Annotated in this window: 19 protein-coding genes and 1 tRNA gene; 5 read left to right on the top strand and 15 right to left on the bottom strand. The window is 69.4% G+C overall.

Translation table 11 applies throughout. The features are described 5' to 3' along the window. Positions 1-47 precede the first annotated feature (47 nt). Together CHC08_RS11685 and CHC08_RS11680 are read left to right on the top strand one after the other, a co-directional pair. On the top strand, positions 48-1,400 hold the full coding sequence (locus CHC08_RS11685) for a GH1 family beta-glucosidase (RefSeq protein ID WP_089207258.1): 1,353 nt from the start codon (positions 48-50) through the stop codon (positions 1,398-1,400). A gap of 165 nt (positions 1,401-1,565) precedes the next feature. After that, positions 1,566-3,257 carry a RyR domain-containing protein gene (locus CHC08_RS11680; protein WP_089207257.1) on the top strand — a complete coding sequence of 564 codons (1,692 nt, stop codon included), beginning with the start codon at positions 1,566-1,568 and terminating at the stop codon, positions 3,255-3,257. An 11-nt stretch (positions 3,258-3,268) separates the two neighbouring features. Here CHC08_RS11680 and CHC08_RS11675 read toward each other — a convergent pair whose 3' ends face one another. From CHC08_RS11675 to CHC08_RS49465, 6 genes are all read right to left on the bottom strand, one after another. Next, positions 3,269-4,237 (bottom strand): 1-aminocyclopropane-1-carboxylate deaminase/D-cysteine desulfhydrase, encoded by a 969-nt coding sequence (locus tag CHC08_RS11675; protein ID WP_089207256.1) that lies wholly within the window; start codon positions 4,235-4,237, stop codon positions 3,269-3,271. 315 nt (positions 4,238-4,552) lie between these two features. Next, positions 4,553-5,776, bottom strand: a complete 1,224-nt coding sequence (fdhA, locus tag CHC08_RS11670) for a formaldehyde dehydrogenase, glutathione-independent (RefSeq protein ID WP_089207255.1) — start codon at positions 5,774-5,776, stop codon at positions 4,553-4,555. 68 nt (positions 5,777-5,844) lie between these two features. Next, entirely contained in the window at positions 5,845-6,051 is a 207-nt protein-coding gene (locus tag CHC08_RS49470; RefSeq protein WP_089207254.1) for an aquaporin, read from the bottom strand. A gap of 278 nt (positions 6,052-6,329) precedes the next feature. Next, a complete protein-coding gene (selB, locus tag CHC08_RS11660; RefSeq protein WP_089207253.1) occupies positions 6,330-8,093 on the bottom strand; it encodes a selenocysteine-specific translation elongation factor in 1,764 nt (587 codons plus the stop codon). 40 nt (positions 8,094-8,133) lie between these two features. Then, a complete protein-coding gene (selA, locus tag CHC08_RS11655) occupies positions 8,134-9,432 on the bottom strand; it encodes an L-seryl-tRNA(Sec) selenium transferase (protein ID WP_179281987.1) in 1,299 nt (432 codons plus the stop codon). A 14-nt stretch (positions 9,433-9,446) separates the two neighbouring features. After that, positions 9,447-9,540: transfer RNA gene (locus CHC08_RS49465), tRNA-Sec, on the bottom strand. Between the two features lie 232 nt (positions 9,541-9,772). Here CHC08_RS49465 and CHC08_RS11650 point away from each other — a divergent pair. Both CHC08_RS11650 and selD read left to right on the top strand, forming a co-directional pair. Further along, positions 9,773-12,448 carry a hypothetical protein gene (locus CHC08_RS11650; RefSeq protein WP_089207251.1) on the top strand — a complete coding sequence of 892 codons (2,676 nt, stop codon included), beginning with the start codon at positions 9,773-9,775 and terminating at the stop codon, positions 12,446-12,448. A gap of 58 nt (positions 12,449-12,506) precedes the next feature. After that, complete coding sequence (gene selD / locus CHC08_RS11645; protein WP_089207250.1) at positions 12,507-13,571, top strand: selenide, water dikinase SelD; 1,065 nt, start codon at positions 12,507-12,509, stop codon at positions 13,569-13,571. Between the two features lie 104 nt (positions 13,572-13,675). Here the strand turns inward: selD and CHC08_RS11640 are convergent, their stop codons facing one another. From CHC08_RS11640 to CHC08_RS11595, 8 genes are all read right to left on the bottom strand, one after another. Then, the gene (locus CHC08_RS11640; protein ID WP_089207249.1) at positions 13,676-14,824 is read right to left on the bottom strand and encodes an oxalate decarboxylase family bicupin; all 1,149 of its coding nucleotides are present in this window, start codon (positions 14,822-14,824) and stop codon (positions 13,676-13,678) included. Positions 14,825-14,855: 31 nt separating this feature from the next. Next, positions 14,856-15,104 carry a hypothetical protein gene (locus CHC08_RS11635; RefSeq protein ID WP_089207248.1) on the bottom strand — a complete coding sequence of 83 codons (249 nt, stop codon included), beginning with the start codon at positions 15,102-15,104 and terminating at the stop codon, positions 14,856-14,858. A gap of 811 nt (positions 15,105-15,915) precedes the next feature. Further along, the gene (locus tag CHC08_RS11625) at positions 15,916-17,091 is read right to left on the bottom strand and encodes a ZIP family metal transporter (RefSeq protein ID WP_218825257.1); all 1,176 of its coding nucleotides are present in this window, start codon (positions 17,089-17,091) and stop codon (positions 15,916-15,918) included. 1 nt (position 17,092) lies between these two features. Next, positions 17,093-17,977: a multicopper oxidase domain-containing protein gene (locus tag CHC08_RS11620; protein ID WP_218825256.1), complete on the bottom strand. Its 885-nt coding sequence runs from the start codon at positions 17,975-17,977 to the stop codon at positions 17,093-17,095. 329 nt (positions 17,978-18,306) lie between these two features. Further along, complete coding sequence (nrfD, locus tag CHC08_RS11615; protein WP_245878265.1) at positions 18,307-19,302, bottom strand: NrfD/PsrC family molybdoenzyme membrane anchor subunit; 996 nt, start codon at positions 19,300-19,302, stop codon at positions 18,307-18,309. Next, positions 19,302-20,429 carry a 4Fe-4S dicluster domain-containing protein gene (locus tag CHC08_RS11610; protein WP_420823565.1) on the bottom strand — a complete coding sequence of 376 codons (1,128 nt, stop codon included), beginning with the start codon at positions 20,427-20,429 and terminating at the stop codon, positions 19,302-19,304. Before CHC08_RS11610 ends, nrfD begins: the two co-directional genes overlap by 1 nt. Continuing rightward, on the bottom strand, positions 20,422-23,613 hold the full coding sequence (gene fdh / locus CHC08_RS11605) for a formate dehydrogenase (protein ID WP_245878264.1): 3,192 nt from the start codon (positions 23,611-23,613) through the stop codon (positions 20,422-20,424). Before fdh ends, CHC08_RS11610 begins: the two co-directional genes overlap by 8 nt. A 155-nt stretch (positions 23,614-23,768) precedes the next feature. Further along, the gene (locus CHC08_RS11595) at positions 23,769-25,034 is read right to left on the bottom strand and encodes an MFS transporter (RefSeq protein WP_089207244.1); all 1,266 of its coding nucleotides are present in this window, start codon (positions 25,032-25,034) and stop codon (positions 23,769-23,771) included. 305 nt (positions 25,035-25,339) lie between these two features. On the opposite strand from CHC08_RS11595, the gene CHC08_RS11590 reads away from it, so the two are divergent. Further along, positions 25,340-26,383, top strand: a complete 1,044-nt coding sequence (locus tag CHC08_RS11590; protein WP_089207243.1) for an EamA family transporter — start codon at positions 25,340-25,342, stop codon at positions 26,381-26,383. A gap of 79 nt (positions 26,384-26,462) precedes the next feature. On the opposite strand, the gene CHC08_RS11585 is transcribed toward CHC08_RS11590, so the two are convergent. After that, on the bottom strand, positions 26,463-26,850 hold a 388-nt coding region (locus tag CHC08_RS11585; RefSeq protein ID WP_143653180.1), incomplete at its 5' end, for a discoidin domain-containing protein.

Here is a 26,850-nt window from a genome sequence, read left to right as displayed (position 1 = left end):
GGGCGAGACCGCGTCACACCCGTTTTCATCTCAAGGAGAGCTCACATATGGATTCGCAGTCCGCCTTCGGCCCCGACTTCACCTGGGGCGTGGCCACCGCGGCCTACCAGATCGAGGGCGCGGCCCAGGAAGACGGCCGGCTGCCCTCTATCTGGGACACGTTCAGCCACGTCCCGGGTACCATCGACAACGGCGACACCGGCGATGTGGCCTGCGACCACTACCACCGCTGGCCCGAGGACCTCGGCCTGCTCGGGAAGCTCGGCGTGGACGCCTACCGCTTCTCGGTGGCGTGGCCCCGGGTGATACCGACCGGTTCCGGCCCGGTCAACCCGAAGGGGATCGCCTTCTACGATCGGCTGGTCGACGGCCTCATGGAGGCCGGGATCCGCCCGTTCGTCACCCTCTACCACTGGGACCTGCCGCAGGGGCTGCAGGACCTCGGTGGCTGGCCTGAGCGGGACACCGCCTACCGCTTCGCCGAGTACGCGGCCGTGGTCGCCGGTGCGCTCGGCGACCGCGTCACCGACTGGACCACCCTCAACGAGCCGCTCTGCTCCTCCTGGCTCGGCCACCTCGAGGGCTCGATGGCACCCGGGGTGACCGACCTGACCGCGGCCGTGCGCACCTCCTACCACCTGCACCTCGGCCACGGTCTCGCCACCCAGGCGATCCGCGCCTCGGCGCAGCGCACCCCGTCGATCGGAATCGTCAACAACCTGAGCCCCTGCGAGCCCGCCACCGACAGCGATGAGGACCGGGCCGCCGCCGAGCGCGCCGACGGCCACATCAACCGCTGGTGGCTCGACCCGATCGCCGGCCGCGGCTACCCCGAGGACATGGTCAAGCTCTACGGCGTCGACCTGCCCATCCAGGAGGGCGACCTGGAGACGATCGCCGCCCCGCTGGACTACCACGGGGTGAACTACTACTTCCGCCAGATCATCGCCGACGACCCCGGCGGCCCCGCCCCGCACATCCGCCAGGTCGAGGTGCCCGGTGCGACGACCACCGCGATGGGCTGGGAGGTTTACCCCGAGGGGCTCGAGCAGCTCCTGGTGCGCCTGACCCGGGAGTACGGGGCCAAGCAGATCTTCGTCACCGAGAGCGGCTCCGCCTGGAACGACGTGATCGATCCGGCCGGTGTGATCGACGACCGTGAGCGCGTCACTCATCTGGAGGACCACCTCGCGGCCTGTGCCCGCGCGATGGACCAGGGTGTCCCCCTGGCCGGATACTTCGCCTGGTCGCTCCTGGACAACTTCGAGTGGGCCTACGGCTACGACAAGCGCTTCGGCCTGGTCCACGTCGACTTCGACACCCAGGTCCGGACCGTCAAGGCCAGCGGCCACCGGTACGCCGAACTGATCCGAGAGAGCAAGGCACGCTCCCAGCCGTGACCCCACCGTATGGGCGGAGCCTCCGGGCCATTCATAAGATCGCATCTTGACAGCGGCGAAAGATCCGAACTACTAGTGGTAAAGGAACCTTTTTAGCGTCCAATTCTTTCTGTACGGTAAACGCCGTTCCGGTCTTTCCGGATAACGCCGCGAGAAGGGGGTCGCGTGCAAACCCCCTTCGCCGCCCTACGCGTGACGTTCGCGATCCTCGCGGCCGGCACTCTGGTGGTGGGCTATGTGGGAATGCATTCCTACCTGACGCTCCACGCCGAGTTCGCCCACTCCCCACTCGACGTCCTCTACTCCACCCTTCAACTTTTTGTCCTCGAGCCGCCCCCGCTCGACGCGGAGGATCCGCTCCCCTGGACGTTGCAGTTCGCGCGCTTCGCCGCTCCGGCCGTGGCGATCTACGCGCTCATCGAGACCACGCGCCTGCTGCTGACGGCCGAGATACGACGGCTCAGAGCACGTGAGTCACGGCACCACACCGTCGTCTGCGGGGACGGCCCGGCCGCGCAGGCGCTGATCGGGAAGCTTCACGCCGAGGGCCGCCGCGTTGTCGTCGTCACCACGACGCCGGTCACCATGACGGGTTATCCCCGGGTGCTCCACGTGACAGGAGACCCGCGCGATCCCAAGGTGCTGCGGGCGGCGGGAGTGCACCGCGCGGAAGTCCTCTACGCGTGCGAGGCGGGCAGCTTCACGAACACCGGGATCGTCATGGCCGCCCACACCCTGGCGGAGACGACGCCGGGAGTGCTCAGGGCGTACGCGCTGATCCCGGACCTGGATCTCTGCACGGCGCTGCGGGCCCGCCGGCTCGGCATGCCCGACCCGCCCGGACTCCGCCTCGACTTCTTCAACCTCGACCAGCTCGCCGCGCGCGTGCTCCTCGACCGATATCCCGTGGAGGAGTGCCTGCCGATCACGCTGATCGGCCTCGACGACTTCGGCCTCGCGCTGATCGTCGAGCTGGCCCGCCGCTGGCGGCTGCGGGATCCGTCCACGCAGCCCCCTCTGCCCGTAACCGTCGTCGACGCCCGCGCGGAGAGCATCCTGCCGGCCCTGCGCCGGCGGTACGAGTTCGTCGACGCGAACCTGGATCTCCACACGGTGGATCCCGGCCGGATCGACCAGGGCGTCTACGTCCCCGCCGACCCGCCCCATCGGGTGTACGTGTGCCATCACGACGAGGACCTGGCCCTGAAGACCGCGCTGACCGCCCTGCGGCTGTGGACGCGGGCGCCGAAATCGATGGTGATCAGGGTCGATCAGGGCATGGTCGGCGACGCCTTCGACGGCCTCAACCTGCTGGAGAACCTCAACGGCACCCTTCAGGTCTTCGCCGTCACCGACGAGGCCGGTGACCCCCGGCTGATCGGCGAGGACCTGATCGAGCAGCTGGCGAGGGCGATACACGAGAACTATCTCCACGAATGCCTGATCAGGGGCGACTCACCGCACGGCAACACCGCGATGGTCTCCTGGGAGGAGCTGCCGGCGTCGTTGAGGAAGGCCAACTGCGAGCAGGCCGCGGACATCGGCCGCAAGCTCAAGGCCGTCGACGGGGTCCTCGCTCCACGGGTCGATCCCGGGTTCGCGTTCGCCTTCACCCCCCAGGAGATCGAACGGCTCGCCGTCATGGAGCACCAGCGCTGGGTGCGCGAACGGGTCGCGGACGGCTGGACGTACGGCACGCTCCGCGACGACGCCGGCAAGCATCACCCCGACCTGGAGGACTGGAGCCGCCTGCCGGAACCCTCCCGGGAAAAGGATCGCGCCGCCGTCCGCAGCCTGCCCGGCATCCTCGCCACGACGGGTTTCCAGATCGTCCGCATGGGCGACAAGGATCGCTGAGAGACGGTGAGTCATCGGCTCTCCCCGGTCAGCCATTCGGTGAATCTCCGCGTGAACAGCCCGGGCAGCCCGCCGGTGTGCATGAAGACGACGCGGGTGGTCCGGCCGATGCGCCCCGATCGGCGCGCGGCGAACAGGCCCGCCATCGCCTTTGCCGTGTAGACGGGGTCGAGAAGGAGCGCGTCGGTGCGCGCCGCCGTGAGCAGGGCCTCACGCGCCGCCTCGCCCGGCACGCCGTAGCCGCCTCCCGTCTGGCCGGTGTCGAGCTGGCAGGATCCGCTGGGCCGGGACAGCCCCGCCATCGCCGCCGCGGCCACCGCGAGCTCCTCCACCGCCGTGGCCAGGGCGGGACGCGCGCCGACGTCGACTCCCAGGACCCGGCAGTGATCGCCGAAGCCCGCGACCAGGCCGGCGTGTGTCCCGCCAGAGCCGGTGGCCACCACGACGAGGTCGGGATCGATCAGGTTGTCGAGCTCCCGCGCCACCTCCGCGTACGACCGGGCGCCGAGGGCCGAGGAGCCTCCGATCGGGAGCGCGTACGGCCGGCGGCCCTCCAGGACCAGTTTCTCGCTGTGCTCCCGGATGGCCGACTCCAGCTCGGCGTAGGGCAGGACGGTGCCCTCCACCCAGTGGATCGTGGCTCCCAGCACCCGGTCGAGCAGTACGTTTCCGCCCGGGTCGAACGAATCCGGCCGGCGGGTGAGCAGCAGCTCGCAGCCGAGCCCCGCGATGTTGGCCGCCGCGGCGGTCATGCGGGCGTGGTTGCTCTGGGCGCCGCCACCGGTCACCAGGCAGTCGCACCCGCCTGCCAGCGCGTCGGCGAGCAGGACCTGAAGCTTGCGGGCCTTGTTGCCGCCACCGGCGAGACCGGTCAAATCCTCACGCTTGACCCACAGGCAGCCCGGATCCATGTCGAGCGCCTCGGCCAGCCGGGGCAGGCGGTGAACCGGCGTCGGCGACACCGTCATCAGGTCGGTCATCGCTCTCCTCTGGCGTGGATGGCTCGGCGTTCGCGCCGGGGAGGAAACGCGACACGAGGCCGCACCTGTGAGGTGGGGACCGGTGGGCCGTCGTTTTCCGCCTTTCCGGGCCGTCGCGGTACCACCGGGCATCCGGATCCGTCCGGATGCCCGGTGAGCGATGCCCACACCGTCCTCCCGGTCACGGACCCGGATGCCCGGTGAGCGATGTCCACACCGTCGCCCCGGTCACGGACCCGGATGCCCGGTGAGCGATGCCCACGCCGCCGCCCCGGTCACGGAGATGCTCACCCCGGCGAGAGAAGGCCGGGCGCCCTACCTGGATCCGGCGAGCATGCCGTGCGGGTCCAGCACGAACTTGGACGCGGCTCCCTGGTCGAACTCCTGGTAACCCTGGGGGGCCTGGTCGAGCGGGATCGGGATGGCGTTGACCGCCTTCGCGATCTGCACCCGGTCGTTCAGGATCGCCATCATCAACTGGTGGTTGTATCGCATGACGGGACACTGACCGGTCGTGAAGGAAAGCGACTTGGCCCAGCCAAGACCGAGCCTGATGGACAGCGATCCGTGCTTGGCGGACTCTTCCTGGGCGCCTGGGTCACCGGTCACGTACAGGCCGGGGATACCGAGCGCGCCACCCGCCCTGGTGATCTCCATGAGCGTGTTGAGCACGGTGGCGGGGCGTTCCGTATCCGCGTCGGCGCCGTGGCCGCGAGCCTCGAAGCCGACGGCGTCGACCCCGCAGTCCACCTCGGGAACGCCGAGGATCTGCTCGATCTGGTCCCCCGGCTCGCCCTGGGACACGTCGACGGTCTCGCAGCCGAAGCTGCGGGCCTGCTCCAGGCGCTCCTTGTTCAGGTCGCCGACGATCACCACGGCGGCCCCGAGGAGGAACGCCGAGGCGCCCGCGGCGAGCCCGACCGGACCGGCTCCCGCGACGTAGACGGTCGATCCCGGTTTCACTCCGGCGGTGACACAGCCGTGGAAGCCCGTGGGGAAGATGTCCGCGAGCATGGCCAGGTCGAGGATCTTCTCCATCGCCTGTTCCTTGTCCGGGAACTTGAGCAGGTTCCAGTCGGCGTAGGGGACCAGGACGTACTCGGCCTGTCCTCCGACCCAGCCGCCCATGTCCACGTAGCCGTACGCGGAGCCGGGGCGGTCCGGATTGACGTTCTCGCAGACGCCTGTCTTGCCCTCCTTGCAGTTGCGGCAGCGGCCGCAGGCGATGTTGAACGGCACAGAGACGAGATCGCCGACCTTGATGAACTCCACGTCGGGACCGGTCTCGACGACCTCGCCGGTGATCTCATGGCCAAGGACGAGGCCCTGGGGCGCGGTGGTACGGCCTCGGACCATGTGCTGGTCGCTACCGCAGATGTTCGTCGCGATGGCCTTGATGATCGCGCCGTGCGGGACCTTACGTCCCACGTTGGCGGGATTGACCCCCGGCCCGTCCTTGAGTTCGAATTCGGGGAAGTCGGTGGTGTGCACCTCGACCTTGCCCGGTCCCTCATAGACGACACCCTTATTGCCCGGCATAACGTTTTCCCTCCTTGCCGAAAGCGCCTGTAGGTCGGCCGTCTGGCCGCTGTCACGCAGTCCTGCGATCACCTCCCCGCCCCGAAGGCCCGGATCGCGGAAGCGTGCCGGACTCGACGTGATCGGAAAGTCGATCGGCCCGGCTCGGCCGCCCGCCGGCAGAGGGCGGCGACGGCGAGGAACCCACCGACGAGCTGGGCCACAAGGTGGTCCGGAACCTCTCGCCAGGAGAACCGCCGGCCCACGGCGAGTGCGATGGTGACGGCCGGATTGATGCGCGCCGGAGGTGCCGCCGAATACGTGGACGACCGAAACGATCACCACGGAGGAGGGAAAAAGGGCCTGTTCCGGCGCAGTCCAACCGGCTTTTACCCACGAAGAGCGCGGCGACAGCCGGACCCGGGCCGAAGACGATGAGCGGCGTCGTCCCCATGGCTTCCGCGAACAGTCTCCTCAGCAGATGACCTGCCATCGCTCCCTCCGAAGACGATGGTTCCCTTCAGGATCAAACATATACCTGTCGGTCATAGCGGACATTTATGGACATTCTTTGCTATTCGGATGGTGATATTCGGCAGCGGCGGTGCACCTCATCCATCCGCTCGGTGAGTCCTTTGCGATCAAGGTGCTCCAGCAGCGGCACCGCGACCCTGCGGCTGGTGTTCAGGGCCTGCCTGGCCTGACTGACCGTGAACGGCTGCGGCAGGCGGGCGAGCAGCTCCGCAGCCCGGGCGTCCGCGCCGGGCAGCAGCACGATCCCGTCGGCCACGCGGAGCAGGCCCCCCGCCCGGACGGCCGCCGCCAGCTCCCGGGGGCCCAGCCCCAGCTCGGCCAGCCGCCCGGCCTCCGGCGCCAGGAAGGGACGCGCGGACAGCTCCGCCCCGAGCCGCCTCACGGCCAGGGCCACCGGAGCGGGCAGTCCCGCGGGCCCACTCATGATCCGTCCGTCGGTCACGGCGAGCGGTGATCGAACCAGCGCCGCGACCAGCCGCCGGTCGGGCAGGCCGAGCTCGTGGCGGGCCGCCTCCAGCGGCAGGCCGGGCTCCAGCGGGTGCTCCGCGGCGTGCCGCCGCACCTCCTCGGCCAGCCGCTCCCCCAGCCGCGCCCAGTACGCCGGATCGGCATGCCAGTCACCGCACACCGGCGCCCCCGCGGGAGCGCACCCCATGGCCAGCAGCTCGCCCGCGCGCAGCAGCCGGTGCGTACCCAGCAGGAACGCCTCATCCGGTACGGCCGTCGCCAGCAGGGCCGCGCGATCCCGTGCCGCGCCCCTGCGGCGCAGCGCGGACGGGCGCACGTCCAGCACGCTCGCCCCGGCGAGCACCCTCACCTCGCCCCGGTCACGGCCCGGATCACGGAGCAGCAGCACGTCGCCCACGTGCAGCGGCAGCGGCGCGGCCAGGCGCAGCCGTACGATCTCCCCGCCGAGCGGCCGTACCTCGCACACCACCGCCGCCGACCCGATGTGCGCGGTCAGCCGCGCCGGCAGGTCCCCGCCCGCCGCTCCGGCTCCGGAGAGCCGCGCGTCGACCAAGTCGGTATACGTCCACGCACCAGGTGTGACCAGGGCCTGTCCCCGCTCGGGAACGACCCGGCCGCGAAGGTTGAGCGCCACTCGCGCCACACCCGTCGCCGAGCTCACCTGCTCCTTCAGGCACTCCAGCGCCCGGATCCGCACCGGCCCGCCGGGAAGCGCCAGCTCGTCTCCGGTCGCGATCGTGCCCGCCGGCAGGGTTCCGGTCACGACCGTGCCGCTGCCGCGCACGCTGAACGCCCGGTCGATCCAGAGCCGCACCGGCGCCCCGGGATCGGGCTCGGGCAGCGTGGCCACCAGCCGGTCCAGCGCCTTCCGCAGCTCGTCGAGCCCCTGACCCGTGCGCCCGCTCACCGCCAGCGCCGGAGCCCCGCCCAGGCCGCTCGCGGCCAGGCGACCCCGCGCCTGGCGGACGGCGGGCGCGGGGTCGGCGAGGTCGGCGCGGGTCACCACGAGCAGGCCGTGCCGTACGCCGAGGGCCTCCAGCGCCACCAGGTGCTCCTCCGACTGCGGCATCCAGCCCTCGTCCGCCGCCACCACGAACATGACGGCGGGCGCGGGGCCGACCCCGGCCAGCATCGTGGCGAGGAACCGCTCGTGTCCGGGCACGTCCACGAAGGCCAGTCGCTCGCCCGAGGGCAGCGTCGTCCAGGCGTAGCCGAGCTCGATCGTCAGCCCCCGCCGCCGCTCCTCCTCCAGCCGGTCGGGCTCCATCCCGGTGAGCGCCCGCACCAGCGTCGACTTTCCGTGATCGACGTGGCCCGCGGTGGCGACGACGTGCATCAGCCGCTCACCCCGAGAACCATGCGCAGCACGACGTGCATCAGCCGCTCACCCCGAGAACCGCGCGCAGCACGTCGCCGTCCAGGCCGGCGGGAACGGACCGCAGGTCGAGCAGGAGCCGCCCCCTCTCCACCCGACCGACGATCGGGGGCGCCCCGGTCCGCAGCGGTGCGGCGAGCCGCTCGGGCAGGCTGATCGCGGCGCTCGGCAACGTCACGCCGGGCGCTCCCCCGCCGCCCACGGTCGCCTCGCTCGCCACGGCTCTCGCCTCGACTCCGGCCCCGGCCAGCTTCGCGGCGAGCGCCTCGGCGCGGTCGCGCAGCGTCCCCGGATCGGCGTGCAGCGCCTCCAGGACCGGGGTGGCGGGACCGCGCAGGGTGGCCTCCAGCGCGGCCAGGGTCAGCTTGTCCACCCGCAGCGCACGGGCGAGCGGATGCCGTCTGCACCGTTCGACCAGGTCACGGCGGCCGAGCAGCAGACCTGCCTGCGGCCCGCCGAGCAACTTGTCGCCGCTGGCCGTGACCAGGTCGGCCCCGGCCTTGAGCGTGCTCGCCGCGTCGGGCTCCCCGGGCAGCAGCGGCTCCCTGGCGAGCAGACCGGAGCCGATGTCGGCCACGACGGGCACGCCGAGAGCCGAGAGCCTCGCGAGCTCCACGATCCCAACAGAACCGGTGAAACCCTCGACCCGGAAGTTGGACGGGTGCACCTTGAGGACGAACCCCGTCTCCGGCCCGACCGCCGCCAGGTAGTCCGCGTACGACGTGCGGTTGGTGGTGCCCACCTCGCGCAGCCTCGCTCCGGTGGAGACGAGCAGGTCGGGAATGCGGAACCCGTCCCCGATCTCCACCAGCTCACCCCGGCTGATCACGATCTCCCGCCCCGCGGCGAGCACGGTGGCGACCAGCACGAGCGCGGCGGCGTTGTTGTTGACCACGTGCACGTCCTCGGCGGCGGGGACGGCCCGCGCGAGGGCCTCCATCGCGCCCCGCCCCCGGCGGGCCCTGGCCCCGGTGTCCAGATCGAACTCCACGTCGGTGAAGCCCGCGGCGGCCACCGCCGCCTCCGTCGCGGCGGCCGACAGGGGCGCCCGGCCCAGGTTGGTGTGGACGAGCACGCCGGTCATGTTGATCACTGCTCGCAGGCTCGCGGCGTACGGCGGAAGCGCCGCCACGGCCGCGTCCGCGACCTCCTCGGGGTCGAGCCCGCCCTGCCGTACCCTCCGCTGGGCCTGCGCCACGGCGTCCTTGACGACGGTCCGGCCCAGCCGCCCCTCCGCCGCGACCAATCGCGGATCGGCGAGCACGACGTCGGTGCGCGGCACGTGCCTTCGTGAGTTCACAGTTCGAAAATAGATCGGAGGCGGACGGGAATCGAACCCGCCAGGCCGAGAACCTCGGCCTCGTCGGTTTTGAAGACCGCGGGGGCCACCAGGCGCCCAGACACCTCCGCGCGAGAACCTACCAGCAGCCGCGTAAAGCCAGGGCATTTCCTCCGGCCGGTCGGGATGGCCACGCTCGGGACACCGATCCGCCGGGGAAATGTTAAGTGGTAATAACGGGATATTGACAGAGTCCGCGGTACGGCATAAAAACCAGGCGAATGGTCGAATCCAGGGAAACCGCACGCCCAGGCCGCGCCCAATCACGACAGAGCCGACCGTGTGAAAGCTGGAGCGCGCCATGACCATCCCCCCAGTCCCCCCGGCGGACCCGGCGGACCCGGCGCGGCGTGATCCGGAGCTGGCCGGTGTGACCGAGGTCCGGGTGCACGGCGTCGGCGGAACGCAGCCTCAGTCCATGCTCAATGATCTCGCGCCACGACAGGTGGGCGGAGACTCGATCGCGGGGTTCTATCGCGGATCCGACGCGAAAGGACGCCACGTCGAGGCCTATTCCTGGGGCGGCCTCACCTCGCGCAGCGGCACCCGGGTGCTGTGGCTGCTGCTTCTGCCGTTCCTGCTGGCGAACCTGGCCGGATGGATGCTCCCGTCCCAGCTCCTCTCCCGTGCCCGGACGTTCGCCGCCTACCGGGCGGCGATGCGCGTGGCGGCGCTCGCGCTGACCCTGAACGCCGTCCTGCTGGTCACGTGGATCCTCATCGACTACATCGGATATCAGTGCGGCGCCAAGGTGATGTGCACGGATGCGTGGGCACTCCGGCCTTTCCGGCTCATCGAGGATTTCCCCGGCAGGCGAATCCTGCTGGCGGCGGTCATACCCCTTCTCCTCATCGCATTTCTTGGATTCCTTTCCTATAAATCGACAAAAAGGTATGAATCAGTCAGACCGCCCGTCGAAAAGGGTTCGGAGTCCGGCTCCGCCCCCGAACGCAGTGCGGCCGCGCTGACCGCCGGGCTGGCGCACCCGGACTTCTGGGACGGCCGATCCACGGCCTCACGACTGGGCCTCGCGCACATCGCCGCCTCGGTCGCCATGCTGGCGGGACTGATCGCCTACACGGTGCACGCCACCGTGAGCACGGCCTTCGAACCGGTCGATTCGGCCACGGATACGGTGCTCGTCCCCGCGGATATGGCATTCCAGCCACTCGGCCTGATCGTGCCGGCCCTGAGCGGGCTCGTCCTCCTCGGGGCGGTGGTCCTGCTGCTCGTGGAGACGGGAAAATCCTGGCCCAAGACTTTCGGGCGCGGGCTTCTCCTCATCGCGTCAGGAGCCTTCCTGACCTCTGTGATCTTTGCTTGGTCCCAGCCGAAGACAAAAAGCGCGGACGGTGAACTGCCGGGCATGCGGGAAGCCGTCAACGCCACCTACGCCGTGGTCTTCCTGGCGCTCCTGTTCGTCCTGGTCATGGTGATCGCGGGCTCGATCACTTCGAGCAACCGGCGCCGGTCGGCCATCTCCGTCGTGAGCGGTGCCGTCGTCATCGCGGTGGCACTCTGGATCATCCACCTCGCCGAGGTCCCCGGCCTGCGGGTGGGAACGGCACTGGTCCTCACCGCCGCCCTCGCGGTCATCGGATATGTGACACGGAGAACCTCCGACGGATTCCGATGGGGGCCGCCCTTCATCGTGATGTCACTCGCGGTGGCCGTTCTGAACGTCTTCATGATCGGGCTTCTGGTCCGGATCGCGGACACGGTCGGTGTGGTCCACTACGAGAAAATGATCTATGTAGATCAACCCGACGGGAAGGCAGAGCCCGTCATCGCGGTTTTCCAGGTGATCCGGCCGATCATGCCGTACCTCATCTTCGTGCCGCTGGCGATAACGCTGCTGTTCCTCGGATGGCAACTGGTCCTGTATCTCCGGGCAGTGCACGGCCCGGCATGGGCAAGAATCCGGGCCTTCTACGTGCGGCAGGAACGGCGCACCCCGCCGCCCTACAGCACGCTCTGGGCGGCGTCCACGGTCTCGGACGAGGCGGTTCGGGACCCGAACGCGGCCGACGTGCTGGGAGTGCGGTCGTGGTCCAGAAAGGTGGCGGGCCGGCGGCGGCTCGCCCTGGCCGCTCTCGACCTGGACCTGCTGCTCACCTGTGTGATCGCGATGGGACTCTTCCTCGTCGCCTCCCTGGAGGCCCACATATGGGTCCCCTTCCTGAGGGCCCGCATCTGGCCCGGTGGCGGGGAGAGCGGCGCGCAGGCCGCGATACCCCTCCCGGATCCACAGCCGTGGATGATCGGCATCAGCACCACGGTCGCCGCCGCGCTTCCCCTCCTGCTCGCCGCGCTCCTGCGAACGGGCTGGAGCGATCCGAACCGGCGACGGATCATCGGCGTGCTCTGGGACGTCGGCACCTTCTGGCCACGCTCGTACCACCCGCTGGCGCCGCCCTCCTATGCCGAGCGCGCGGTGCCGGAGCTCCAGCGACGGATCTGGTGGCTGCACGACAACGGCGGACGGCCGTTGATCACCGCGCACAGCCAGGGCTCCATCCTCGCCGCGGCGGCGCTCGCCCAGCCGGACCATCGGGACCCCAAAGATCTCGTATCGCTCGTGACGTTCGGCTCGCCACTGCACAAGCTCTACCACTGGGGCTTCCCCGCCTACTTCAACGGCGAGGTTCTCCGGCGGCTGCGGGTCACGGAATGGACGAACCTCTCCTACCTGACCGACTACATCGGCGCGGACGTGCGCGCCGAGACGGTGTGCCGTGACGTCTGGCTGCCGGACCCGCCGACGAGCCGGTTCCGCTACGGCGAGCCGCTCCCCCGGGTCGGCAGCCACACGGGCTACTCGGACGACCCGGCCCTGTGGAAGGTCGTCGACCAGGCGGCGACGGACCTTGCCGACGTCCAGGCAGACCGGGAGATACGCGCGGCCCAGGAGATACCACGGCCGGCGCCACCGGGCGCCCCGGCACCTCCGCGAGAGAACGCACCCGTAAGTGGGTAGGGCTCGAGGTCGGCAGGCCGGACGGCGGCGCGCCGCTCTCCACCAGGGAGGATGCGACATGACAAGAACGACGACGGAGTCGGGCGCCTCGACGCGCCCCACCCCATCGGGGCCGGGCGCCATCCGGCTGACCCAGTACGCGCACGGAGGCGGCTGCGCCTGCAAGATCCCGCCCGGCGAGCTGGAGGCCGTCGTCGCGGGCCTCCTGGACGGGGTTGAGGGCCGTGTTCCCCTCTCCTCCCCCGCCGGCGAGCTGATCATCGGGCTGGACGACGGGGACGACGCCGCCGTGGTCCGCATCGAGGGCGGCCGGGCGATCGTGGCCACGGCCGACTTCTTCACGCCCGTGGTGGACGACCCCTACGACTGGGGGCGGATCGCGGCGGCCAACGCCCTGTCCGACGTCTACGCGGTGGGCGGGGAGCCGCTGGTGGCGGTCAACCTGCTCGGCTGGCCCCGGGACGTCCTGCCACTGGAGCTCGCGAAGGAGGTGCTGCGCGGCGGTCTGGACGTGGCGCGGTCCGCGGGCTGCCACGTCGCGGGCGGCCACAGCGTCGACGATCCCGAGCCCAAGTACGGCATGGCCGTCACCGGCCTGGCCGATCCCGGACGGCTGCTGCGGATCGACGGCGGGCGGGCGGGCCTGCCGATCTCCCTCACCAAGCCGCTCGGCATCGGCGTGCTCAACACCCGGCACAAGGCGACCGGCGAGGTCTTCCCGCAGGCCGTCGCCGCGATGACCACCCTGAACCGCGAGGCCTCCCGGGCCGCGCTCGCCGCCGGCGCCGGGTGCGCCACGGACGTGACCGGGTTCGGCCTGCTCGGTCACCTGTACAAGCTGGCCAGGGCGAGCGGCGTCACGGCGGTGGTCGACGTGGCGGCCGTGCCGTACCTGGAGGGGGCCCGCGAGGCCGTGCGGGACGGCTACGTCAGCGGCGGAACCCGCCGCAACCTGGCCTGGGTGGAGCCGCACCTGGACCCGGGTGGCTTCGGCGAGGAGGACCTGCTGCTGCTCGCCGACGCCCAGACCTCCGGCGGCCTGCTGGTGGTGGGCGAGGTTCCCGGAGCCCCGGTCGTCGGCGAGCTCATCCCCCTCGACGGCCCGGCCCTGCGGCTGCGCTGAGCGATCCCGGAGCCGGCACGAACTCCGTGGTGACTCATCGTGATTTTCACAGGTCGTACGCTCGCCGTGGGCGGGCCCACGGCGAGCCGGTGAGGTCGATGGCCTCAGGCGACGACGGGGCGCTTGTCCTTCGGCAGTGCCTCGATCATCGACCGTGGCATGTTCAGGGTGTCGGCGCTGACCTGTGGCGGGAGGTTGGCCATCCACTGGGTGGCTGAGATGTCCTCGAACCGGGGATTACGGAACATCTCCAGGAAGACCAGCGGCTCGCTGCCGAGGTTTTCGACGTAGTGCCCGTAGGCGAAGGGCACGTAGCCGACGTCGCCCGCCCGGAAGTCGAACGTACGGGCCATGCCCGAACTTGCGAACACCCCCATCCGACCGAAACCGGAGATGTAGTACTGCCATTCGTCATCGGTGGGGTGCCAGTGCAACTCGCGCAGGCCGCCTGGCTCGACCTCCACCAGCGCGGCGGCGATCGTGGTGGCCGCCTTGAAATTTGTGGAGTCGACGATCCGGACGGACCCGCCAGAAAAACGCTCCGGCTGCTGCGCGAGCATCCTGTGCTTGAACGTACGGGGCACGTCGCCCGTAGGGCTGACGATCCAGTCGGAGTCCAGCGGAGGGGGAACCTGCCCCTGAAAGATGTACTTCTCCTTCTCCGGCATGCTCACCATCTGCTCCGGCGTCCAGCCGAAGTTCTTCGCCAGCACGCTTTTGGGAGTGTGCGCGAAGAAGTCACTGACCATAAAGGTGGAGTTCTCCGAGAACCCGCCGTCGTCGAAGACCAGCAGGAACTCCACCCCTTCCTCCAGCGCCTGGATGTAGTGCGGAACGCCTTTGGGGAAGAACCACAGATCGCCCTTCTCCACGTCTTCGAGGAAGTTGCGGCCCTCCTGGTCGACGGCGCCGATCCGGCAGCCTCCCTCCAGCACGTAGCCCCACTCGGCCTCCTTATGCCAGTGCAGCTCGCGGTAGGCGCCCGGGTTGAGTTTCATGTCGACACCGGCGAGTGTGGTGGCGATCGGCAGCTCGCGCTGGGTGATCTCACGGGTCCAGCCGCCCTCCTCTATCCGGGTGTGGGCCATGGCGAAGGAGAACTTCATGTTCGGGATGGTGCCACGGTCGGTTTCCGGCGGAGTGAGCATGTCGGGGTTCTGCAGGTCCAGGTCGATATTCCGCGGACCGGTATCGATGCCACCCTTACCGTTGCGTTGTGGCTGCGGAATTCCCGACTGCGTGGATTCGGTCATATGAGATCATCCTTGTCGAATCATATTGTGATCACCGTTTCGGCGGCACAAGAAAAAGGGAGTGAACAAATTCCCTTCCTCCTATCGTCGCCACGGCGAGTGGAATCGCGATGCACGTGAGCATCAGCGTCAGGGTGAGCCATGCGGAGGCGCCGGAAAACGCAGAGACGGCGGTCAGGGCGGCGAAGACAAAAAGCTTGACCCGTGTCCTGGACAGGGAAATCGGCATCACCATCTCGTACGGGGGCCAGTCCGTATCGGGCCCGGTGTCGTCTCGCATCGAAACAGCCCTCGCTCACGGGTCGGAACAGCAGGAGGATCGGCGGCGAACAGCCCGGGAGGGCGACCACCGCGGCGGCGTCCGCGACCCAGGTCGTGGACGGGGTGTTGACGAGCGGAAGACCGGCCACCACGACGACCCCCGTCAGCGTGTGGCGAAGTGTCGCGCCCGCGGTGAGGCCGGTGGCGACGTTCCCGGGATCCACATACGCGATGGCCGCCACGGAGGCCGATCCCAGCACGGGGGCGACCCGGGGACTCTTCCCGTCCGGCCTCGCGGCGGTGACCTTGTGGAGGTCCGAAGCCACGTTGTCGATGCGCGTGGTGGGGATGATCCGGAATGGCTTACCTGTCCTCCTGGCCGAATCATCCGGTTTACTCCGAACAATCACCGGGCTTCCTTAACTCGTCATATAGATGGGTTTTTTCTGATTGCGTCGCCAGAATGGGCATACGAGATCAGAGATACCCCCATAAGGAAGACCCTGAAACATGACCGTTCCTCGAAACGAGCAGGTCGGCCGCACCGTAATGATAAATGCCCGTTAATACACTCAAAGAAATTTGATTTTATGATTCTCCGTAAATCGGGGCGATCTGGATATGACGAACACGCGAACGACTGTCGTCACTCCCGTACCAGCCGTGGACGGCATAGGAGGATGTTCCTCGCAGACTGCCGTTCGAGATCTCCTGTGGGTCGGTTATGAGCGTGCCGGTGATCGAGGTGTCGGCCCGCCGACCACTGATGGGGCGCGGATCGAACGGTCGCCGACCCGCTTCAGCAACGGGTTTCGCTGCGCGTAGCGGGGTCAGGTCAGAAGTCCGGTGGCGTACATGAGGGCCATTCCGGCGAGAATGCCGGCGATGCCGAGAGGATGCAGTAGCCGTCCCGTGTGGTCACGTGCCGACGGCGCGATCTGGAGTATCACCTGCACGATCGCGCCGACACCCAGGCCCAGCAGCAGTGCGGCGACCGCGGGTTGCACGGTGGCGGCGCCGAGCCAGGCGCCGAGGATGGCCGGGCCGCCGGCGATGAGGCCCAGAAGGGCCAGCCGCCGCGGTGAGGTGCGTTCTTCGCTGACCGGCGCGACGATGGCGAGGCCCTCGGTGGTGTTGTGGATCGTGAAGCCGACGACAAGCGTCGCGCCGAGGGCGAGCGCGCCGACGGCGTAGGCCGAGCCGATCGCGAGTCCTTCACCGAGATTGTGCAGGCCGATGCCGACGGACACGAGCAGTGCCAGGCGGTAGCCGCCCGCTTGTCCTGGTCGTGCGGCCATCCAGGTGTGCACGCCGGACAGCAGCAGGTACGCGGCGACGGCGCCCATCGCCACGAGGCCGGCGCCGCCGAGCGCGCTCGCACCGGCGTTGGCGACTTCCATGCCTTCGAGCGCCGCGTCGATCGCGAGCCAGGCGAGCAGGCCGATGGTCAGCGCCATCAGGGCGCGGATCCAGGCCGGAGGCACCCGCCGTAGCCACGGCAGCCAGAGCATCCCGATGACTACGGGGATCACCCCGACATATGTTCCCAGGAGCGCCATCAGGCCGATGAGCCCGGACGGGTCGGGGGTCGTGACGGCGACGGGGATGACGTGGGTGACGACGCCTCCCGCGGAGGTGAGGAGCGTCACCTCGTAGGCCTCTCCGTCGACCCATGGGTAGGTGATTCGAACGCCGGCGGAGCCAAGGCGTCCGATCTCCGGTTCGCTTATTCGAAAGTCGGTGAACGCGTCGTTGACTGCGACCTGGACGAGATTGACCGGATCGGCACCCTGGTTGCGCACGATCAATTCGATGGAGCCCGCGCCGAGTATCGTCCGCTCCACCGTGAGCTCTTCGGCCGGAGGGCCGTTGCGCGCGGTCAGGCCGGGACCGTCCAGGACGGCGAAACCCGCCACGGCAACGGCGATGACGCACAGCGGCAGGAGGCCGAGCAACCAGGTGTTCAGGCGGCTGCCACTCGGATGACGTGCCCGGCGGTCTTCCACGTCACCGGCTCCTTTCGCAGGCGGTGGAAGCGCCGCAGCCGACCTCGAAAAAGCCCATCCAGCCGAGCTCGGCGAATTCCGACTGGTGTGCGTGGAACATGAAGCGGCCTTGGCGGGAAAACGTCATTTCGAGGATTCCCCGCTGGCCCTGGCACAGCATCACGGTATCGGTGTACTCCGCCGGGCGAAGGGAGGTGCCGGTCGGGTACCAGTCGAAAAAGTTCCCGTGGACGTGGAAGGAATTGACGAGGTCGTATTCGAGGACGTTGACGAGGTAGATCCTCACCAACTCGCCGGCAGTCACCTTCACCGGCTCTCCCATGTACGCGAAGGGGATGGTGTTGACCGCGTACAACTCGTTCGAGCGATCGAAATCGGTGTCGAACCCGTTCATGACCATCACCAGTTCGTCGGCCTCGGCGCGCGCCTCCTTCGGGTCGATGAGAAAGGCGCCGTACAGGCCCTTGGCGATGTGGGAGGCGAGCGGTGTCACGTGACAGTGGTACAGATGCAGGCCGAAGGGCTCCGCGTCGAACTCGTACACCGTCCGCTCGCCCGGCTGGACCAGGCCCAGGCCTATCCCCGCGACCCCGTCGACCTCCGCCGCGTGCAGACCGTGAAAGTGAATCGTGTGCGCGTGTGCCGAGTGATTGATCAGGGTGATTCGCAAGCGGTCACCCTCGGTTGCGCGAAGTGTGGGGCCGGGAATTCTGTCGTTATAGGTCCAGGCGGGGAATGTGACTCCGGGAGCCACCTCGATTGGCCTCTCGCGGGCCACCAGGGTCCATTCTCGAAGTGTCCTTCCATCGGAAAGCGGAGATGTTTTTCCTCTGTCGAAGTCCCGGAGGAGCGTCGTCGGATGAAACCCGTTCTTTCCGTTGTCCACCTGGGTCCCCGACCTGAAACCGGCGTGCGCGGACCCCGCGGTGTGGGCCGGAGCATGCTGGTGGTCGCTTGGATCGGGTGTCGAGGTCGTCGGCCTTCCGGTCAGATGTGCGGCGACAGCGGCCCCGAGCGAGGGAGCCAGTGCGGCAATTGCGCTACGTCGAGAGATGCCTGACATGAAAAACACGGTAAATGGTCAAAGCTCGTGTTTCAATGCACAAATTAAATCCCTATTTGGCCGAATATGATTACATAAGAAAGGCTTTGTTTATGGTGGTGGCAAGCGCCGAGCGATCTCGCGACCGGCGCGGGCACCCATGCACGGCCCTCCTACGGCTGCGCCGGGACCGAAGCGGGTTTTCCGGCTTCGAGGCGCTGTCGCTGGGGCACCACCGTGTACTTCGGATCCGCGGCCGACAGCCTGCCGGCCTCCAGCGCGCCGAAGCGGACGCACAGGGAACCGGCGGTGAGGGCCAGGCCGGAGAGCGCGGTGAGGGTACGGCTGCGCCCGGCGACCGTGGCGAGCAGGCCTCCACCGGCCGTGAGGACGCGGGCCGCCCGCATCAGGCGGCCCGCCCTGCCCAGCTGGTACGGCTCGCCGACCAGGCCGAGCCGACGCTCCATCACCGCCCCGGCGGTCGTCTCCATGACGGCCCCCAGTGCGGCGACGGCACGGGCCGGGCCCGCCTCGACGCGGGGTGTGGCCAGCATGCCCGCCGCGCCCGCGCTGGCCAGGGCGCTCCCCGCGAACAGGAACGGCAACTCCCTGTGTGCCTCGTGCCAGGCGGGTACGGCGGTGTCGGCGAGGAGCACCGCGGTGTAGGTGGCCATCAGCGAGCCGGTCACCGCGGTGGCCAGGACCGCCGCGTCGCCGGCGGCGGGCAGGAGCGCGGTGATCGCGGAGGCGGCGGGCAGGGTGGTGGTGATCTTGGAGGTGGCCGCGGGCAGGGCGGCGGCGACCGCGGAGGCGGCCGCGATCGTCGTCAGCCCGCTGTGGGCGGTCAGGATCCACGAGCCCATGCTCATCGGCGAGGTGGGCTTGAACACCCGCAGCATGTTGAGGAACCGTTCCGGCCTGCCGAGCTCGGCGGTCAGGAAACCGGCGCCGATGGTCGCACCGACGGCCGCCGTGACCCTGGCGGTGAGCGCGAGCCGGTCGCGCCCGGTGAGCCCGGCCAGGGCGGCCATCACCGACGCCGCCCCGGAAAGTCCTCCCAGGTAGAGATAGACCGGCATGTGGGGTTCGTGCCAGACCGGAGCCTTGATCACCGGTTGCCCGTAGTAGGACCGGAACTCGGCCTCCGGCACCATCGCGTCTTCCCGCATCAACGCCCCCATCCCCGGTGGCTCCCCCGAGTCCCGGTCCGGCCGCGATCGACCATCTTCAGAGCCTCCCGGACAACGGCCCCGTGACCACTCTGGCCGCGATCGATCGTCCTGAGAGCCTCCCGGACAGAGCCCCGGTGACTCCCCCGAGCCCCGGCCCGGCCCGTCACCTTCTCCACGATGCTCTCGGCGACGAAGGACACGGCCATGGCGCCGACCAGGGAGACCGCCGCGCCTCCGGCCCACCGCCACATCGTGGGCAGGTCGCGGGTGGTCACCACCGGATCGGGCGGCAGGCCGTACACCTCGGGCTCGTCCAGCAGCAGGAAGAACGCGCCGTCTCCGCCCACGCCGTCGTCGGGACTCGCGCCGTAGAGCCGGGCCTCCGGCCTGCCCTCCTCGTGCAGCCGCTCCACCCGTTCCTCGGCGCGGAGCCGCAGCTCGTCCAGCGGGCCGAACTGGATGGAGTCGGTCGGGCAGGCCTTGGCACAGGCCGGCTCCAGCCCTCCGAGCTGGCGGTCGTAGCACATCGTGCACTTCCAGGCCCGGCCGTCGCGCTCCCTGCGGTCGATCACGCCGTAGGGACAGGCCGGTACGCAGTAGCCGCAGCCGTTGCAGATGTCCTCCTGCACCACCACCGTGCCGAACTCGGTGCGGAAGAGCGCTCCGGTCGGGCAGACGTCCAGGCACGCGGCATGCGTGCAGTGCTTGCACACGTCGGACGACATCAGCCAGCGCTCGATCGAGTCGGGCCCCGGGCCGTCGGCCTGCCCCTGGCCCTGGCCGCTGACCTGGCCTGCCTGGCCCTGACCTGCCTGTTCCTGGCTCTGGTCCTGTCCCTGGCCCTGGCTGCTTACCTGTCCATGGCCGGCCTGTTCCTGGCTCTGGTCCTGGCTGCCGGCCTGACCCTGGCTCTGACCGCCCGCCTGTCTTACCGGCCTCTGCTGCTCGATGAAGGCCACGTGGCGCCAGGTGTTCGCCCCCAGGCTCCCGGTGTTGTCGTAGGAGGTCGCCCGGAAGACGAACCCGTCGTCGGGCACGTCGTTCCACTCCTTGCAGGCCACCTCGCACGCCTTGCACCCGATACAGATGCTGGTGTCGGTGAAGAATCCCATCCGCTCAGCCACGGCGATACTCCTCGATCAGGTCGAGCAGAGCCCTTCCCCTGGGGCGTCTGCCGGGTCGCAGGTCACAGGTCACGGCCTTGCCCTCCTGGATGTAGACGTTCGGGTCGAGCACGATGGGTAGCAGGTCGTTGACGGCGTCGCCGGTCGTCAGGCCACCGCTGCCCCAGCCCCAGTGGTACGGCAGGCCGATCTGGTGGATCACCCGGCCCTGGATGCGCAGCGGGCGGACCCGGTCGGTCACCAGGACGCGGGCCTCGATGGCGGTGCGGGTCGTCACGATCGTCGCCCAGCCTCCGTTGACCAGTCCCAGCTCGGCGGCGAGCAGAGGGGACACCTCGCAGAACAGCGCGGGCTGCAGCTCGGCGAGGTGGGCCAGCGGCCGGCTCATGGCGCCCGCGGTGTGGTGCTCGGTGAGCCGGTAGGTCGTGAGCACGTGCGGGAAGCGCGGCGACTCCGGCGGGTTGTAGGGGCTCTCCGCGCGCGGGTAGATCTCACGCGCGGGGTTGGACTGCTGGCCGTACAGCGGGTTGCGCACCGGAGACTCGTGCGGCTCGTAGTGCGCGGGCATCGGCCCGTCGGCCAGTCCCGCCGGAGCGTACAGCCAGCCCCTGCCGTCGGGCTGCATGATGAACGGGTCGGTCCCGGCCAGCGCCGCCTCGGCCAGGGCACCGTCGGGTGGCAGGTAGTCGGGCGGCTTGTTCTTCTCGAAGTCCGGCACGTCGTGCCCGGTCCACTCGCCCTTGTCCGCGTCCCACCAGATGTAGGCCTTGCGCTCGCTCCACGGACGGCCCTCGGGGTCGGCGGAGGCCCGGTTGTAGAGCATGCGCCGGTTGGCCGGCCAGGCCCAGCCCCATTCGGGCGCGACCCAGGTCTGCTCGCTCCCCGGCTTGCGCCGGGCCGCCTGATTGACCTCGTCGGCGTAGACCCCGCAGTAGATCCAGCAGCCGCACCGGGTGGACCCGTCGGCCTTGAGCTCGGTGTAGGCCGACAGCGTCCGCCCGTCGGGGCCGGTGCCGTTGATCTCGCGCAGCACCGCCTCCCCCGAGGGCTCCCGCTGCTCCCCGTGCTCGGGGTAGTCCCAGGTCAGCTCGCGCAGCGGCCGGTCGATCTCGTCGTCGCCCACCCGCTGCCTGATCCGCTTGCCGAGGTGGTAGTAGAACGACAGATCGCTCCGGCAGTCGCCCGGCGGCTCAAGGGCCTTCTCCCGCCACTGCAGCAGCCGCTGGGTGTTCGTAAAGGTGCCCTCCTTCTCCACGTGGCTCGCGGCGGGCAGGAAGAACACCTCGGTGGCGATGTCCTCGGTGCGCATCTCCCCGGTCTGCAGCTCGGGGCCGTCCTTCCAGAAGGTGGCCGTCTCCACCAGGGTCAGGTCGCGCACCACCAGCCAGTCGAGGTTGGCCAGCCCGAGGCGCTGCGCCTTGCCGCCCGAGGAGCCGACCGCCGGGTTCTCCCCCACCACGAAGTAGCCCTTCACGGTGCCGTCGATCTGTCCCATCACGGTGGTGTAGTGGCCGTGGTCGCCGGTGAGCCGCGGCAGGTAGTCGAAGCAGAAGTCGTTCTCCTCGGTGGCGGCGTCGCCCCACCACGCCTTGAGCAGGCTCACCGTGTAGGAGCGCTTCCTGCCCCAGAAACCCGTGTCGGGTCCGGCCTGGGACAGGTAGTCGTCCAGCCCTTCGTGCCGGTGGGCGTGGGGCATCGGCAGGTATCCCGGCAGGATGTTGAACAGCGTCGGAATGTCGGTGGAGCCCTGGATGCTGGCGTGACCGCGCAGCGCCAGGATGCCGCCGCCGGGGCGGCCCATGTTGCCGAGCAGCAGCTGCAGGATCGAGGCCGTACGGATGTACTGCGCACCCACGGTGTGCTGGGTCCAGCCGACCGCGTACGCCCAGGCGGTGGTGCGCTCGCGGCCGGAGTTCGCGGTGATCGCGTCGGCGAGCTCGGCGAAGTCCTCCGGGGAGATGCCGCACAGCTCGGCCACCAGCTCCGGGGTGTAGCGGGCGAAGTGCCGCTTGAGGACCTGGTAGACGCAGCGCGGGTGGGTCAGCGTCGGATCGGTGGGAGACTTCGAAGGCGCGGGGGCGCCGCCCGAGCCGTACTGCTCGGCGCCCGCGGCCTCGGCGTGATGCCGGCCGCCCTCCAGCTGCTCACCGCGCAACCCTGCGGCGGCCTCCTCCGTGCCCTCGTAGGCCCAGCTCGAAGGGTCGTAGGCGCGCGTCTCCGGATCGAAGCCGGAGAACAGCCCGTCCAGGTCCTCGGTGTCCTGGAAATCCTCGGAAACGATCGTCGAGGCGTTGGTGTAGGCCAGTACGTACTCGCGGAAGTCGAGCTCGTGCGTGAGCACGTGGTTGACCAGCGCGCCGAGCAGGACGATGTCGCTTCCCGCGCGGATCGGGATGTACCGGTCGGCGATCGCGCTGGTCCGCGTGAAGCGCGGGTCGATGTGGAACACCTTCGCCCCTCGCGCCCTGGCCTCCACCACCCACTGGAATCCCACCGGGTGGCATTCGGCCATGTTGGAGCCCTGGATGACGATGCAGTCGGACTCGACCAGGTCCTGCTGGAAGTCCGTCGCGCCTCCACGCCCGAAGCTGGTCCCCAGACCGGGGACGGTGGAGGAGTGTCAAATACGGGCCTGGTTCTCCACCTGGATCGCGCCCAGGGCGGTGTAGAGCTTTTTCATCAGGTAGTTCTCTTCGTTGTCCAGCGTCGCCCCGCCCAGGCTGGCGATGCCCATGGTGCGCCGGACGACCTTGCCCTCATCCTCCTGCTGCCAGGTCTCCCGCCGGGTGCGCACGACCCGATCGGCGATCATGTCCATCGCGGTCTCGAGGTCGAGCCGCTCCCACTCGGTGCCGTGCGGCCGCCGGTAGAGCACCTGCGTCTGCCGTCCGGGATGGGTGACGAGCTGCTTGCTCGCCGATCCCTTGGGACAGAGCCTGCCCCGGGAGATGGGCGAGTCGGGGTCACCCTCGATCTGGGAGACCCTGCCGTCCTTGACGTAAACGAGCTGACCGCAGCCGACCGCGCAGTACGGGCAGATCGATCGGGCGACGCTGTCCGCCTTCTCGGTGCGGGGCCTCAGGGCGTCGGTGCGCGCCGAACGCGCGGCGTCACCCCTGCCGCTCTCTCCCATAAGCTGCCGGAACACCGGCCAACGGGAGATCCAGTTCTTCCCCCCTGCCATGGCGCCGGTCCTACCCCACTCCGCAGCGTCTAACCAGAAGAGCCTGATTTGTCATGATCGTGCACTTCCAGGCGCACCACGCTCAACGGCTGGGTCGTCCACCTCGGCACCGTGGTCGCCGCCGCTCCTGACCGGGACGTGTGGGTCCTAGGAGGTCAGCGGTTGAGCGCCGGCACCGTTGCGGACCGCCGCTGCCGTCCCAGCGCCATGACCGCCGACAGCAGGGCCGGAGCCGCTGCGACCACGAAGCACAGAGCCAGGGGCAGATTGCCCACCAGCAAACCGATGGCAGCCGTCCCGCTGGAGGCGCCGATGTTGAAGGCGGTGTTGACCCACGCGCCCGCCCGGGTCCGGTTCTGTGGCGCGGCAGACTCGTCGGCGAGCAGGTAGGCCGTGGTCAGCGCGGGGGCGACGAACAGGCCCGCGACGCCTGCCACCGCGGCCAGAACATACAGGTTGGGCGAGAATCCGGCCGCGGCGAGTGTGAGGCCCAGCGCCGCGGCCAGCGCCGACAGCCGCACCTGCCCGGAGACGCGCCAGGAGACAGCGCCGTAGGCCAGGCCGCCGACCGCGCTGCCGACCGACAGCGCGGCCTCGACCCAGGCCACCGCCGCGCCCTGGTGATGCCGTCCGGCGAAGACCACCATGAGCAGACTCAGCGCCCCCAGGCACATGCCCACACCGACCGACACCACGACCGGATGGATCAGCCCACCCATCCCGTACATCTGCCGCCATCGCGATGAGGCCGGGTCCGTGTCGGGCCCGGGGTGCGGCATGCCCGCTGAGACGGTGCCGGCCCGCAGAGTCTGGGCGGCGCGCACCACCGGGGACGACACGAGCGCGAAGGTTCCAATCAGCACCAAGAGGGCGCTGAGGGCCACACCCGCCGCGGGTTTGGCTAGCGCGGCCAGCAGGCCGGCCAGCAGCGGTCCGGTGACGAAGAGCAGCTCCTCGGCGACGGTGTCCAGGCTGTAGGCGCGTTGCAGCAGCTGCCGATCGGCCAGCAGATCACTCCACAGTGTGCGCATCACCGGCCCCAGCGGGGGTGTGCAGGCACCTGCCGCAACGGCCAGAGTCGCCAGCAGCGCCCCGGAGGCCCCTGGTTGCCAGGTGGCGGCGGCCAGGCAGACCAGCAGCAGCGCGTAGAGGACGGCCATCGGAGGCAGTGCCCGGCGCGGCCCGTACCGATCGATCAGGTCGGCCCGCAGCGGGGACAGCAGGGAGCTGGTGAGCCCGAACAGGGCCATGGCGCCACCGGCCACGGCGTAGGAGCCGGTGGCGCTGGTGAGTGCCAGCACCAGGGACAAAAAGACCGTCCCGTAGGACAGCCTGCCCAGCAGGGCGGCGCCGAAGACACGGCAGGCTTGAGGGGTGCGAAGGACAGCGATGTACGACGGAGGCCGCGAAGGCGAAGACATGGAGGTGTTCCTCGGGAAAGCAGCGCACATCTGAGGCGCTGGAAACGTGCGGGGACGCCGAAGTGCCGCACCCGAATCGGTGCGGTCAGTGCGAGGTCCTAGTCACGGGGGAGGAACATGCCGGACACCTTAACAGCGCCGTCATGCCCTGATCAATTTCCATGAAAAACCGAGGGTGCCGTCTCACAACCATGCGGCTTTTCATCTCATAGGAACCTTCAACAAGCGACAAAAACCATCTACTACCCTTTGCATAACACCACCAAAATGGGTATGACGGTGTTGAGAGCGAAGGAGGCGTCCAGATGCCCCGGTCCAGCGCCAACGGTTTGATCCTGGCGGTCGTCTCGGCCCTGTGTTTCGGCTTCTCCGGCCCCCTGGCCAGGTCACTCATCGACGCGGGCCTGTCGCCGTCGCAGGTGGTGTGGACGAGGCTCGCGGGAGCGGCGCTCGTGTTGCTGCTGGTGACCCTCGTGAGCAAGCCGAGGGCCCTGGTCGTTCCCCGTCACCGGCTGGTGTTCGTCGCCGCCTACAGCCTGCTCGGCTTCGCCGCGGTCCAGGCCTTCTACTACGCGACGGTCGCCCGGCTTCCGGTGGGCATCGCGTCGCTGCTGGAGTACGCCGCGCCGGTTCTGGTCCTGGCCTGGGTGGGGATCGTACGACGCGTACGGCTGCCGCGTGCCGCCCTGATCGGCGCGGTTCTCGCGATCGGCGGACTCGCCTGCGTCGTCGAGGTGTGGCAGGGCCTGCGCCTGGACGGACTCGGCCTGATCCTGGGATTCGCCACGGCCGCCTGCGCGGCGGTGTATTTCCTGCTCAGCCAGGATGCGGGCAAGGACGTCGACCCGCTCGGCGTGCTCACGTGGGGGCTCATCGGCGCGGTGGTCACGCTTGTGCCGCTGGTCAGGCCCTGGTCCCTCCCCTGGCACCTGCTCACCGCCGACCTGGCCCTGGGAGAGCGGACGCTTCCGGGCCCGCTGGTGGTGGGATGGCTGATCATCGTCGGCACGGTGATCGCCTACATCACCGGCATCGCGGCGGTGCGCCGCCTGAGCGCCGCCATCGGAGCCACGATCGCCTCCCTGGAGGTGGTCGCCAGCGTGGTCATCGCATGGTGGCTGCTGGGCCAGTCACTCGGTCCTTTCCAACTGCTCGGAGGGGCACTGGTCCTGAGCGGTGCTCTCTCCGCCCAGCTGGCCGTGGCCCGCACGCGCTCCGCCGAACCGGGCGGATCCAGGCCGGTCGGAGTCGAGCCGGGCGGGGCCGAGCCGTACGAAAGAGGGCTGTACGAAAGAGGAACGCGCGGCGTCCGTGTCCGGATCACCACGCGTTCCTCCCCGATCGACTGAGTTCTCTGAGAGGTCCCGGAGTCGCTCGGCTTCCGTTGAATTGCTGGGGTCCCGTCATCGGCCGGGACCCCGGAGTCACTCAGCTTCCGTAGACTTCGAACTCCCACAGGGAGTAGCCGTAAGCGGTGGCGCGCTGGGTGCCGTTGACCCGCACATAACGCCCCGTACCGGTCAACGTCACATCGTCGATCCCACCGTCACCGGTGGTGGTGGAGTAGACATTCGTCCAGGTGCTGCCATCGGGTGAGGTCTGGATCTGATACGCCCTGCCATAGGCCGCCTCCCAGTTCAACCGCACTCGGTTGATCTGCCGCGAGGCACCCAGATCCACCCGGATCCACTGCGGATCCGTGTACAGACTCGACCAGCGGGTGGCCGTGTTGCCGTCCACCGCGTTGGCCACCACGTTGGCCCCCGCCTCCACCGAGGACGCCGTCACCGGCCTGCCCTGCGACAACAACGACGAC

It is taken from the genome of Streptosporangium subroseum (genome assembly GCF_900188345.1).
Classification (GTDB): Bacteria; Actinomycetota; Actinomycetes; order Streptosporangiales; family Streptosporangiaceae; genus Streptosporangium; species Streptosporangium subroseum.
This window is presented reverse-complemented; position numbering and strand designations above follow the sequence as displayed.